This is a genomic window from Burkholderia sp. Ed8 (assembly GCF_040761425.1).
GTDB classification, from domain to species: domain Bacteria; phylum Pseudomonadota; class Gammaproteobacteria; order Burkholderiales; family Burkholderiaceae; genus Burkholderia; species Burkholderia seminalis.
Map to the genome: position 1 here is coordinate 1,874,581 of NZ_CP142886.1, position 11,887 is coordinate 1,886,467.

Annotated in this window: 9 protein-coding genes; 5 read left to right on the plus strand and 4 right to left on the minus strand. The window is 67.5% G+C overall.

The annotated features are described in order from the left end of the window. Window positions 1–7 precede the first annotated feature (7 nt). From secD to queA, 4 genes are all read right to left on the minus strand, one after another. Entirely contained in the window at window positions 8–2,029 is a 2,022-nt protein-coding gene (secD, locus tag VXM69_RS22675) for a protein translocase subunit SecD (protein WP_049028476.1), read from the minus strand. A gap of 106 nt (window positions 2,030–2,135) precedes the next feature. Beyond that, window positions 2,136–2,459, minus strand: coding sequence for a preprotein translocase subunit YajC (gene yajC / locus VXM69_RS22680; protein ID WP_006476868.1), 324 nt, complete (start codon window positions 2,457–2,459; stop codon window positions 2,136–2,138). Window positions 2,460–2,691: 232 nt separating this feature from the next. Further along, window positions 2,692–3,879 (minus strand): tRNA guanosine(34) transglycosylase Tgt, encoded by a 1,188-nt coding sequence (gene tgt, locus VXM69_RS22685; protein ID WP_049028475.1) that lies wholly within the window; start codon window positions 3,877–3,879, stop codon window positions 2,692–2,694. Between the two features lie 246 nt (window positions 3,880–4,125). Next, window positions 4,126–5,193 carry a tRNA preQ1(34) S-adenosylmethionine ribosyltransferase-isomerase QueA gene (gene queA, locus VXM69_RS22690; protein ID WP_059557336.1) on the minus strand — a complete coding sequence of 356 codons (1,068 nt, stop codon included), beginning with the start codon at window positions 5,191–5,193 and terminating at the stop codon, window positions 4,126–4,128. A 167-nt stretch (window positions 5,194–5,360) separates the two neighbouring features. On the opposite strand from queA, the gene recG reads away from it, so the two are divergent. The 5 genes from recG to VXM69_RS22715 all read left to right on the plus strand — a co-directional run bounded on the left by recG (window position 5,361) and on the right by VXM69_RS22715 (window position 11,838). After that, window positions 5,361–7,682: an ATP-dependent DNA helicase RecG gene (gene recG, locus VXM69_RS22695; RefSeq protein ID WP_124607864.1), complete on the plus strand. Its 2,322-nt coding sequence runs from the start codon at window positions 5,361–5,363 to the stop codon at window positions 7,680–7,682. A gap of 126 nt (window positions 7,683–7,808) precedes the next feature. Then, window positions 7,809–8,768 carry a hydrogen peroxide-inducible genes activator gene (locus tag VXM69_RS22700; protein WP_034187146.1) on the plus strand — a complete coding sequence of 320 codons (960 nt, stop codon included), beginning with the start codon at window positions 7,809–7,811 and terminating at the stop codon, window positions 8,766–8,768. Window positions 8,769–9,149: 381 nt separating this feature from the next. Next, entirely contained in the window at window positions 9,150–9,278 is a 129-nt protein-coding gene (locus VXM69_RS22705; protein ID WP_260435749.1) for a hypothetical protein, read from the plus strand. Between the two features lie 101 nt (window positions 9,279–9,379). Beyond that, a complete protein-coding gene (gene katG / locus VXM69_RS22710; protein ID WP_034187147.1) occupies window positions 9,380–11,566 on the plus strand; it encodes a catalase/peroxidase HPI in 2,187 nt (728 codons plus the stop codon). A gap of 110 nt (window positions 11,567–11,676) precedes the next feature. After that, window positions 11,677–11,838 carry a hypothetical protein gene (locus VXM69_RS22715; protein ID WP_367190182.1) on the plus strand — a complete coding sequence of 54 codons (162 nt, stop codon included), beginning with the start codon at window positions 11,677–11,679 and terminating at the stop codon, window positions 11,836–11,838. Window positions 11,839–11,887 lie beyond the last annotated feature (49 nt).

Consider the following 11,887-nt stretch of genomic DNA (forward strand, 5'->3'; position numbering starts at 1 on the left):
CGGGGCCTTATTGGGTCGAGCCCGGTTTCTTCGGCGACACGCCTTGCTGCGCGCGGTTGCGCAGCTGCGGCTTGCCGGCGCGCGGCGCGTTGCCCTTCGCCGGGGCGGCGAGCTTCGCGGCGCGCGCGGTGTCGGTCGATTCGTCCGCGTCGGTGAACGATGCGGCGGCAGCGGCGCCTTCCGGCTTCCACACCTGGCCGATCGCGAGCGACTTCAGCTTCTTGCGGCCGCCGTACCAGAGGTTGACGATCCCGCGCGAGAAGAACACCGCGGAGAACATCGACGTCAGGATGCCGAGGCAGTGCACGATCGCGAACGCGCGAACCGGGCCCGAGCCGAACGCGAGCAGCGCGAGACCGGCGATCAGCGTCGTGACGTTCGAGTCGAGAATCGTCGCCCAGGCATGCGCGTAACCGGCCTGGATCGCGAGCTGCGGCGGCTGGCCGGCGCGCAGTTCCTCACGCACGCGCTCGTTGATCAGCACGTTCGAGTCGATCGCCATGCCGAGCGCGAGCGCGATTGCCGCGATACCGGGCAGCGTCAGCGTGGCCTGCATCAGCGACAGCACGGCGACGAGCAGCAGCAGGTTCACCGACAGGCCGATCACCGACACCACGCCGAACAGCATGTAGTAAGCGATCATGAACACGGCGATCGCGCAGAAGCCCCAGATCACCGAGTGGACGCCCATCTTGATGTTGTCCGCGCCGAGGCTCGGGCCGATCGTGCGTTCCTCGATGATGTCCATCGGCGCGGCGAGCGAACCGGCGCGCAGCAGCAGCGCGAGGTCGGCCGCGGCCTGCGGCGTCGGCTGGCCCGTGATCTGGAAGCGGTCGCCGAGCTCGGACTGGATCGTCGCGACCGTCAGCACTTCGCCCTTGCCCTTCTCGAACAGCACCATCGCCATCGGCTTGCCGATGTTGTCGCGCGACACCGTGCGCACCGCGCGGCCGCCGGCCGAGTCGAGGCGGATGTTGACCGACGGACGCTGGTGTTCGTCGAAACCGGCCGATGCATCGATGATGCGGTCGCCGGTGAAGATCACGTCCTTCTTCAGCAGCACGGGCGCCTGGTTGCCCTGCGTGAACAGCTCCTCGCCCGGCGGAACGGGGTCGTTCGGGTTCGGGTGCGTGTTGATCGGGTCGGCGAGGCGTGCCTCGAGCGTCGCGGTGCGGCCGATGATGTCCTTCGCCTTCGCGGTGTCCTGCACGCCCGGCAGTTCGACGACGATGCGGTCGCTGCCTTGCTGCTGCAGGATCGGCTCGGACACGCCGAGTTCGTTCACGCGGTTGTGGAGCGTCGTCAGGTTCTGCTTGAGTGCCGCGTCCTCGACGGCCTTCTGCACGGCCGGCGTGAAGGTGCCGACGACTTGCGTGCCGCCGCCGCCGGGCTGGGTCGCCCATTGCAGTTCGGTGATCGACGCGGCGAGCACCTTGCGGGCGTCTTCCGCCGTCTGCGCATCGCTGAAGTTGACGACCACGGACTGGTCGACGCGGCTCACACCGCCGTCACGGATGTTCTTGTCGCGCAGCAGCGAGCGTGCGTCGGACGCGTCGGAGTCGAGCTTCTTCGTGAGCGCGCCCGTCATGTCGACCTGGAGCAGGAAGTGGACACCGCCGCGCAGGTCGAGGCCGAGATACATCGGCAGCGCGTGCAGGGCCGTCAGCCAGCGCGGCGACGCGCTCTGCAGGTTCAGGGCGACGACGTACTGCGGATCGTTCGGGTCGGCGTTCAGCGACTTTTGCAGCAGGTCCTTGACGCGCAGCTGCGTATCGGTGTCCTTCAGGCGCACGCGGATGTTCGCGTTGGTCGCCGTGTTCTCGAAGGTGACGTCGTCCGGCGTGATCTGCGCGGACGCGAGCGCCGCTTCGACCTGGGTCAGCGTGGTCGAGTCGAGCTTGACCGTGGCCTTGCCGCTCGACACCTGCACCGCCGGCGCTTCGCCGAAGAAGTTGGGCAATGTGTACAGAAGGCCGATGGCGAGCGCCACGACCATCACGACATATTTCCAGAGTGGATAACGATTCATGAGGGGGCCGAACGGGTGGTTGGCGTGAAAGCGTCGCGTCCGGCGCCGCGGCGGCCCGCTCTCTCAGGCGGGCACGGCGCGGGGAGCCGGACGCTCGGTGAAGGGCTTACAGCGACTTGATCGTGCCCTTCGGCAGAATGGTCGTGACCGCAGCCTTCTGCACGGTGATTTCAGTGCCTTCGGCGATTTCGACGCCGATGTAGCCTTCGGTGACCTTCGTCACCTTGCCGACGAGGCCGCCGCTCGTGACGACTTCGTCGCCCTTCGCCATGGCCGCGAGCATGTTGCGGTGTTCCTTCTGGCGCTTCATCTGCGGACGGATCATGATGAAGTAGAGCACCGCGAACATCAGGATGAGCGGCAGGAAGCTCATCAGGCTCGATTCGGCGCCACCGGCGCCTTGCGCGAAGGCATTGGAAATGAACGGCACGTTGGTCTCTCCGTAGGGGAAGATCGAAAAATAAGCCGGTTATTCTACCACCGGCCCCATGTGCAAACGGATCGGCAAATGCGCTTTCGGATCAAGCTGTTAAAGCGCGAACCGATACCGTTGCGACTTGTTTGGAAAGGCAATTGTAATATTTGGCGGTCGCGACGGGCCATCGAAACGCGTTATTTAGTACGCGTCCTATGCGACTGGCGCGGTACGGCCCGCCGGCCGGTCAGTCGACCCCTCTGGCACGGTCCTCCGCGAAGCGCTGGCGGAACGCGTCGAACGTATGCGTTTCGATCGCCTCGCGGATCTCGCTCATCAGCTGCAGGTAATAGTGCAGGTTGTGGATCGTGTTGAGCTGCGCGCCGAGGATTTCGCCGACGCGGTGCAGGTGATGCAGGTAGCCGCGCGAGAAGTTCTGGCACGTGTAGCACGTGCAGCTCGCGTCGAGCGGCTTCAGCGAGTTCTTGTGCGTCGCGTTGCGGATCTTCACGTCGCCGAAGCGCGTGAACAGCCAGCCGTTGCGCGCGTTGCGGGTCGGCATCACGCAGTCGAACATGTCGACGCCGTTCGCGACGCCCTCCACCAGATCCTCCGGCGTGCCGACGCCCATCAGGTAGTGCGGCTTGTTGGCCGGCAGCTTCGGGCCGACGTGGCGCAGCACGCGCATCATGTCTTCCTTCGGCTCGCCGACCGACAGCCCGCCGATCGCGAGGCCGTGGAAGCCGAGCTCCGCCAGGCCCGCGAGCGATTCGTCGCGCAGGTCCTCGAACATCCCGCCCTGGACGATCCCGAAGAGGGCGTTCGGGTTGCCGAGCCGGTTGAATTCGTCGAGCGAGCGCTTCGCCCAGCGCAGCGACATGCGCATCGAGTCGGCCGCTTCCTTGTGCGTCGTGGGCACGCCGTCGGTCGCGTACGGCGTGCACTCGTCGAACTGCATCACGACGTCGGAGTTCAGCACCTTCTGGATCTGCATCGACACTTCCGGCGACAGGAACAGCTTGTCGCCGTTGATCGGCGACGCGAACGTGACGCCGTCCTCGGTGATCTTGCGCAGGTCGCCGAGCGAGAACACCTGGAAGCCGCCCGAGTCGGTCAGGATCGGCTTGTTCCAGCCCATGAAGCCGTGCAGGCCGCCGTGCGCGTCGATCGTGTCGAGGCCCGGACGCAGCCACAGGTGGAACGTGTTGCCGAGGATGATCTGGGCCTTGATCTCGTGCAGTTCGCGCGGCTGGATCGCCTTCACGGTGCCGTAGGTGCCGACCGGCATGAAGATCGGCGTCTCGACCACGCCGTGATTGAGCTTCACGCGGCCGCGGCGCGCATGGCCGTCGGTCGTCAGCAGTTCGAATTCGAGCCCGTTCGCCGGGCGGTCCTGCACGGGCGCGTGCGTATCGTGGGATGAACCTTCGGTCATCGCGTCATTCTCCTTGCCACCGGAAAAGCGTTGCATGGGACCGGAGTATGCGCTGAAGCGCTGACTCCGGATCGCAAGTCCGGCGCATGTTGGAAACGCCGCCGGGTAACCGGCGGCGGGAAAAAGCGGGTGCGCGCCATCGTAGCGCGGACCGCAGGAAAACGGGGCAACAGCGCGGGGACACCGGCGCGGCGCGTAGTGGCCGTTGCGCAGTCGCGCGCCGGCGCGTCATCGCACCTGCCGCGCTTACGCCCCCGGCGCCTCCGGCGTGTCGCGCCGCGTCAGCAGCATCGCGTCGCCGTAGCTGAAGAAGCGGTAGCGTTCTTCGATCGCGTGCCGGTACGCGGCGCGGATCGTCTCGACGCCCGCGAACGCGGACACCAGCATCAGCAGCGTCGATTTCGGCAGGTGGAAATTCGTGACGAGCCGGTCGACCACGCGGAACCGGTAGCCGGGCGTGATGAAGATGTCGGTCTCGGCCTGCGTCGCCGCGAGCGGTCGGCCCGCTTCGTCGGCCGCGCGCGCGGCGGCTTCGAGCGCGCGCATCGACGTCGTGCCGACCGCGATCACGTTGCCGCCGCGTGCGCGGGCCGCGGCGATCTTGTCGACGAGCGACTGCGGCAGGTCGTACCACTCGCTGTGCATCTTGTGCTCGGCGATGTTCTCGACGCGCACCGGCTGGAACGTGCCGGCGCCGACGTGCAGCGTCAGCGTCGCGCGCTCGACGCCCATCGCGTCGAGCTTCGCCAGCAGCGGCTGGTCGAAATGCAGCCCGGCCGTCGGCGCGGCGACCGCGCCCGGGTTGCTCGCATAGACGGTCTGGTAGCGCGTCTCGTCGGTCGCGTCGGCGTCGTGCTCGATATACGGCGGCAGCGGCAGGCGGCCGAACTGCTCGATCAGGTCGAGGCACGGCGCGGGGAAGTGCAGCGTGAAGAACGGCTCGACGCGCTCGCCGACCGTCACGTCGAATGCGTCGGCGAGACGCAGCGTCGTGCCGGCGCCCGGCGACTTGCTTGCGCGGATCTGCGCGAGCGCCGTGTGCGTGCCCGTCAAGCGCTCGATCAGCACCTCGATCTTGCCGCCGCTGGCCTTCTGGCCGAAGAAACGCGCCTTCAGCACCTTGGTATCGTTGAACACGAGCAGGTCGCCGGGCGCGATGCACGACGGCAGCTCGGTGAAACGGCGGTCGACGAGGCGCGCGGGCTCGGCGGTATTGTCGACCTCGAGCAGGCGGCTCGCGGTGCGATCGGGCAGCGCGGTTTGGGCAATCAGCTCGGGCGGCAGATTGAAATCGAAATCGGAAAGCGTGAACATGCGGGCTGGTTCGAAGCGGCCGGCGGGCGTCGCCGGCAGGGCGGAAACGCGTAAATGGGGCGCGCGAGCCGCTATGATGGCGGGATGCGCGGCCTGGCCGGCGTCGTTCGTTCGGACGACGTGAAAGCCGCTATTGTACTTGCCTTGCGAAGCACCCTGACGATCCGATGCCTGTGTCACCACGCCGTTCCGCCGCCGCCGTTGCCGATTCCGCCGATCCGTTCGACGCGGACGATGCCGCCACGCCCGCGCCGCCCGCATCGGCCGCCGGCGCGCGCCGCGCCGGCCCGAAGCGCGGCGCCGACGGCCGGCTCGCGCAGCCCGCTGCCGCCGCGCCCGACGTCGAACCGGGCGCGGGCGGCGGCGACGCCGACGCGCCCGGTGCATCGGGCACGAAGCGCAAGAAGAAGCCTGCCGCCGACAAACCGGTGAAAACCGCCGACAAGCTCGCGAAACTCGGCCTCACGCGTTCGATCGATCTCGTGCTGCATCTGCCGATGCGCTACGAGGACGAAACCACGCTCACGCCGATCGGCGAACTGCTGCCGGGCGGCATCGCGCAAACCGAAGGCGTCGTGTTCGACAACGAAGTCACCTATCGGCCGCGCCGCCAGCTCGTCGTGAAGATTCAGGACGACGACGGCGAGCAGCTCGTGCTGCGCTTCCTGAATTTCTACGGGTCGCAGGTCAAGCAGATGGCCGTCGGCCAGCGGCTGCGCGTGCGCGGCGACGTGCGCGGCGGTTTCTTCGGGATGGAGATGGTGCATCCGGCCGTGCGCGTCGTCGAAGCGGACGCGCCGCTGCCGCAGGTGCTCACGCCCGTCTACCCGAGCACGGCCGGCGTGTCGCAGGCCTACCTGCGCAAGGCGATCGAGAATGCGGTCGAGCGCACGCCGCTGCCCGAGCTGCTGCCGCCCGAGATCCAGCGCGACTACCTGAAGCCGCTCGACGTGCCGACGCTCGAGCAGGCCGTGCGCATCCTGCACCACCCGCGCGTCGATTCCGACGAAGCCGCGTTGATGGACGGCTCGCATCCGGCGTGGACGCGCATCAAGTTCGAGGAGCTGCTCGCGCAGCAGCTGTCGCTCAAGCGGGCGCACGAGGAGCGCCGCACGCGTGCCGCGCCCGCGATGCCGCGCCGCACCGCGAGCGACGCCGATGCGCTGACGACGCGGCTCTACGCGGCGCTGCCGTTCACGCTGACGGGCGCGCAGGCGCGCGTCGTCGACGAGATCGCGCACGACCTCACGCTCGCGCACCCGATGCAGCGCCTGCTGCAGGGCGACGTCGGCAGCGGCAAGACGGTCGTCGCGGCGCTGGCCGCCACGCAGGCGATCGACGCCGGCTACCAGGCCGCGCTGATGGCGCCCACCGAAATCCTCGCGGAACAGCACGCGCGCAAGCTGCGCGCATGGCTCGAGCCGCTCGGCGTGTCGGTCGCGTGGCTCGCGGGCAGCCTGAAGGCGAAGGAGAAGCGCGCGGCGATCGAGGCGGCTGCGCTCGGCACCGCGCAGCTCGTGATCGGCACGCACGCGATCATCCAGGACACGGTCGAATTCGCGCGGCTCGGCCTCGTGATCGTCGACGAGCAGCACCGCTTCGGCGTCGAGCAGCGTCTCGCACTGCGCGCGAAGGCCGCGAACGCGGCCAACGGCGCGCGCGATTTCCAGCCACACCAGCTGATGATGTCGGCCACGCCGATCCCGCGCACGCTCGCGATGACGTACTACGCGGATCTCGAGGTCTCGACGATCGACGAGCTGCCGCCGGGCCGCACGCCCGTGCTGACGCGCCTCGTCGGCGACGCGCGGCGCGACGAGGTGATCGCCCGCGTGCGCGAGGCCGCGCTGACCGGGCGCCAGGTGTACTGGGTGTGCCCGCTGATCGAGGAAAGCGAGACGCTGCAGCTGCAGACGGCCGTCGAAACCTACGAGACGCTGGCGGCGGCGCTCCCCGAACTGAAGGTCGGGCTCGTGCACGGCCGGCTGTCGCCCGCCGACAAGGCCGCCGTGATGGAGGCGTTCACGCGCAACGAAGTGCAGCTGCTCGTCGCGACGACCGTGATCGAGGTCGGCGTCGACGTGCCGAACGCGTCGCTGATGGTGATCGAGCACGCGGAGCGTTTCGGCCTCGCGCAGCTGCACCAGCTGCGCGGCCGCGTCGGGCGCGGCACCGCGGCGTCGGTGTGCGTGCTGCTGTACACGGGGCCGCTGTCCCTGACCGGCCGCGAGCGGCTGAAGACGATGCGCGAGACGACCGACGGCTTCGAGATCGCGCGGCGCGACCTCGAAATCCGCGGCCCCGGCGAATTCCTCGGGGCGCGCCAGTCGGGCGCGGCGATGCTGCGCTTTGCCAACCTCGAGACCGACGGCTGGCTGATCGACCCGGCCCGCGAGGCCGCGACGCGGCTGATTGCCGCGTACCCCGACATCGTCACGCAGCATCTCGCCCGTTGGCTCGGTGCGCGGGAACAGTACCTGAAGGCTTGATTCGGCAGCTCGGGGCCGGATCAGAAAGCCGTCGATCGATGCATCGGATGTCGAGAAACTTGGCGAACCGGTGCCGGAGGGTGTATAAATTAAACCTATCGCCTGTATATACCTGATTGACCCACAATGACGCTGACTGAATTGAAATACATCGTCGCGGTCGCGCGCGAACGGCATTTCGGCCGCGCGGCCGAGGCCTGCTTCGTGAGCCAGCCGACGCTGTCGGTGGCGATCAAGAAGCTCGAAGACGAGCTCAACGTGCAGATTTTCGAGCGCGGCGCGAGCGAAGTGAGCGTGACGCCGATCGGTGACCAGATCGTCACGCAGGCGCAGCGCGTGCTCGAGCAGACTTTCGCGATCAAGGAGATCGCGAAGCAGGGCAAGGACCCGCTGGTCGGCCCGTTCCGCCTCGGCGTGATCTACACGATCGGGCCGTACCTGCTGCCGACGCTCGTCAAGCAGATGATCCAGCGTGTTCCGCAGATGCCGCTGATGCTGCAGGAGAACTACACGCTGAAGCTGCTCGAACTGCTCAAGCAGGGCGAGATCGACGCCGCGATCATGGCGCTGCCGTTCCCGGAAACCGGCCTGATGGTGCGTCCGCTGTACGACGAACCGTTCGTCGTCGCGCTGCCGGCCGGCCATCCGTGGGAGAAGCGCGAGGAAATCAATGCCGAGGACCTGAAGCAGGAAACCATGCTGCTGCTCGGCAACGGCCATTGCTTCCGCGATCACGTGCTCGGCGTGTGCCCGGAGCTGATGCGCTTCTCGCAGACGGCCGACGGCATCCAGAAGACCTTCGAGGGCTCGTCGCTCGAAACCATTCGCCATATGGTCGCGAGCGGTGTCGGCATCACCGTGCTGCCGCGGATGTCGGTCGCCGAGGTCGGCCCGCGCGCGAACGGCCCCGATGCGGAACTGCTGTCGTACGTGCCGTTCAACGAACCGGTGCCCGACCGCCGCGTGGTGCTCGTGTGGCGCAAGAGCTTCACGCGGATGCCCGCGATCGACGCGATCAGCGACGCGATTTCCGCGTGCGAACTGCCGGGCGTCGCGAAGCTCGACATGCCGGCTACGATGAACTGAGCGCGTATGGCAGCATGATGAACGGGGTCTTGCGACCCCGTTTATTTTTCCCTATCGCATAGATGAAATTTATTAAATTCAAATAACCAATAGATATAGATAGAATCCTCTACATGGATCGGCGTCGTCGCCGACGCGCGACATGCACGTTGGATGCAAGCGTCAAAGGAGGATGTCATGATGCGGTCGGTATTGCAGCACGCGCAGCGGAACATCCCGTCGCGCGACACGGTCGTACATCGCGCCAGGGCCGCGGTTCGCAGCCTGCGTCCGATTGCGTTCGCGTACCTGGCGGATCGCGTGTATGGCGGATGAGTGCCGCCGCGCGCCGGTCCGGTGTTCCCCCGATTCACCCGCCATCAAGCCATGAGGGAGCATTGCATGCCCGACAGCATGACCACCGCACGCATCGCCGGCACGACGACTGCCGGCAGTGGCTTCCCCGAGCGCCCCGCCTGCGGCGCGTTGCAGCGGGAACGCGAGCCGAAGGCCGCGCACGACATCCCGTAGTACGGCAGGAGGATCTGCCTGTTCCGTTTCTTATCCCCCGCAATGCTCCACGAACCGCGCCCGGCACGTGGGGGCCTACGAGCAAGTAAAGGAGAAAAAGCATGTCGAACGAAGCGAAGTGTCCGTTCAACCACACCGCAGGCAGCGGCACGACGAACAAGGACTGGTGGCCGAATCAGCTGAACCTGAATGTCCTGCACCGGCATTCGGCGTTGTCCGATCCGATGGACCAGGATTTCGACTACGCCGAGGCGTTCAAGAAGCTGGATCTCGCGGCGGTGAAGCAGGACCTGCACGCGCTGATGACGACGTCGCAGGACTGGTGGCCGGCCGACTTCGGCCACTATGGCGGCCTGTTCGTGCGCATGGCATGGCACAGCGCCGGCACGTACCGCACGGCCGACGGCCGCGGCGGCGCGGGCGGCGGGCAGCAGCGCTTCGCGCCGCTCAACAGCTGGCCGGACAACGTGAGCCTCGACAAGGCGCGCCGGCTGCTGTGGCCGATCAAGCAGAAGTACGGCCGCAACATCTCGTGGGCCGATCTGCTGATCCTGACGGGCAACGTCGCGCTCGAATCGATGGGCTTCAAGACGTTCGGTTACGCCGGCGGCCGCGTCGACACGTGGGAACCGGACGACGTGTACTGGGGCTCGGAAAAGATCTGGCTGGAACTGAGCGGCGGCCCGAACAGCCGCTACTCGGGCAAGCGTGAGCTCGAAAGCCCGCTCGCCGCCGTGCAGATGGGCCTCATCTACGTGAACCCGGAAGGCCCGGACGGCAACCCCGACCCGGTCGCCGCCGCGCACGACATCCGCGAGACGTTCGCGCGGATGGCGATGAACGACGAAGAGACGGTCGCGCTGATCGCGGGCGGCCACACGTTCGGCAAGACGCACGGCGCCGGTCCGGCGTCGAACGTCGGCCCCGAGCCGGAAGCCGCGGGCCTCGAGGAGCAGGGTCTCGGCTGGAAGAGCACGTTCGGCACGGGCAAGGGCAAGGACGCGATCACGAGCGGCCTCGAAGTCACGTGGACCTCGACGCCGACGAAGTGGAGCAACGACTTCTTCAAGCACCTGTTCAGCTACGAGTGGGAGCTCACGAAGAGCCCGGCCGGCGCGCACCAGTGGGTCGCGAAGGACGCCGGCGAAGTGATTCCCGATGCGTTCGACGCGTCGAAGAAGCATCGCCCGACGATGCTGACGACCGACCTGTCGCTGCGTTTCGACCCGGCCTACGAAAAGATCTCGCGCCGTTTCTACGAGAACCCGGCCGAGTTCGCCGATGCGTTCGCGCGTGCATGGTTCAAGCTCACGCACCGCGACATGGGCCCGCGCTCCCGTTATCTCGGCCCGGAAGTGCCGGCGGAACACCTGCTGTGGCAGGATCCGATCCCGGCAGTCGACCACCCGCTGATCGACGCCGCCGACGTTGCCGCGCTGAAGGCGAAGGTGCTGGCCACCGGCCTGTCGGTGTCGCAGCTCGTGTCGACGGCATGGGCGTCGGCAGCGACGTTCCGCGGGTCGGACAAGCGCGGCGGCGCGAACGGTGCGCGCATCCGCCTCGCGCCGCAGAAGGACTGGGAAGTGAACCGCCCGGCCCAGCTCGCGAAGGTGCTGGAGACGCTCGAAGGCGTGCGGAAGGCGTTCAATGACGCGCAGACGGGCGGCAAGAAGGTGTCGCTCGCCGACCTGATCGTGCTGGCCGGTGCGGCCGGCGTCGAGCAGGCCGCGAAGAACGCGGGTATCGCGGTGACGGTGCCGTTCGCGCCGGGCCGCGCGGATGCGACGCAGGAAGAGACCGACGTCGAGGCGATGGCCGTGCTCGAGCCGCTCGCCGACGGCTTCCGTAACTACCTGAAGGCCGCGTACAAGACGCCGGCCGAGGCGCTGCTGGTCGACAAGGCGCAACTGCTGACGTTGACGGCGCCGGAGATGACGGTACTCGTCGGCGGCTTGCGCGTGCTCGGCGCGAACGCCGGCGACTCGAAGCACGGAGTGTTCACCGATCGTCCGGAAACGCTGACGAACGACTTCTTCGTGAACCTGCTCGACATGGCCACGGAGTGGAAGCCGGTGTCGGCCGCGAACGACGTGTTCGAGGGGCGCGACCGCGCGACGGGCGCGGTCAAGTGGACGGGCACGCGCGTCGACCTGATCTTCGGCTCGCACTCGCAGTTGCGCGCGCTGGCCGAGGTGTACGGCAGCGCGGATGCGAAGGAGAAGTTCGCGCGCGATTTCGTCGCCGCCTGGAACAAGGTGATGACCCTCGACCGCTTCGACCTCGCATGAAACCGGCCGCATGCTCATGCGGTCATGCAGTGACGCAGTAACGCGGAACGGCCGGTCGAACGACCGGCCGTTTCTTCTCGGAACGATGTCTTGTCAAGGGAGTAACGACCATGACGCAAATGATGCTCAACATGCGTGCGGCGGCGTCGCCCGTTCTGCGATCGCCGGTCGAACTGGCGCGCTACGTCGTCGGCTTCGCGATCGTCATCGGCGGGGCGGCGGAACTGGTCTCGCAGGCGCTGCACGCGCTCGCGTCGGTCGCAGGTGGTTGACGGCAGCGACGGCAGCGACGGTTTCGCAACGCCAGACGTGCGAGTCGCG

Excerpts from the sequence above, each read along its gene's own strand:
- secD (WP_049028476.1), bottom strand. The coding sequence starts at position 2,029 with ATGAATCGTTATCCACTCTGGAAATATGTCGTGATGGTCGTGGCGCTC.
- tgt (WP_049028475.1), bottom strand. The coding sequence starts at position 3,879 with ATGACCGAAGGTTCATCCCACGATACGCACGCGCCCGTGCAGGACCGC.
- queA (WP_059557336.1), bottom strand. The coding sequence starts at position 5,193 with ATGTTCACGCTTTCCGATTTCGATTTCAATCTGCCGCCCGAGCTGATT.
- recG (WP_124607864.1), top strand. The coding sequence starts at position 5,361 with ATGCCTGTGTCACCACGCCGTTCCGCCGCCGCCGTTGCCGATTCCGCC.
- VXM69_RS22700 (WP_034187146.1), top strand. The coding sequence starts at position 7,809 with ATGACGCTGACTGAATTGAAATACATCGTCGCGGTCGCGCGCGAACGG.
- VXM69_RS22705 (WP_260435749.1), top strand. The coding sequence starts at position 9,150 with ATGCCCGACAGCATGACCACCGCACGCATCGCCGGCACGACGACTGCC.
- katG (WP_034187147.1), top strand. The coding sequence starts at position 9,380 with ATGTCGAACGAAGCGAAGTGTCCGTTCAACCACACCGCAGGCAGCGGC.
- VXM69_RS22715 (WP_367190182.1), top strand. The coding sequence starts at position 11,677 with ATGACGCAAATGATGCTCAACATGCGTGCGGCGGCGTCGCCCGTTCTG.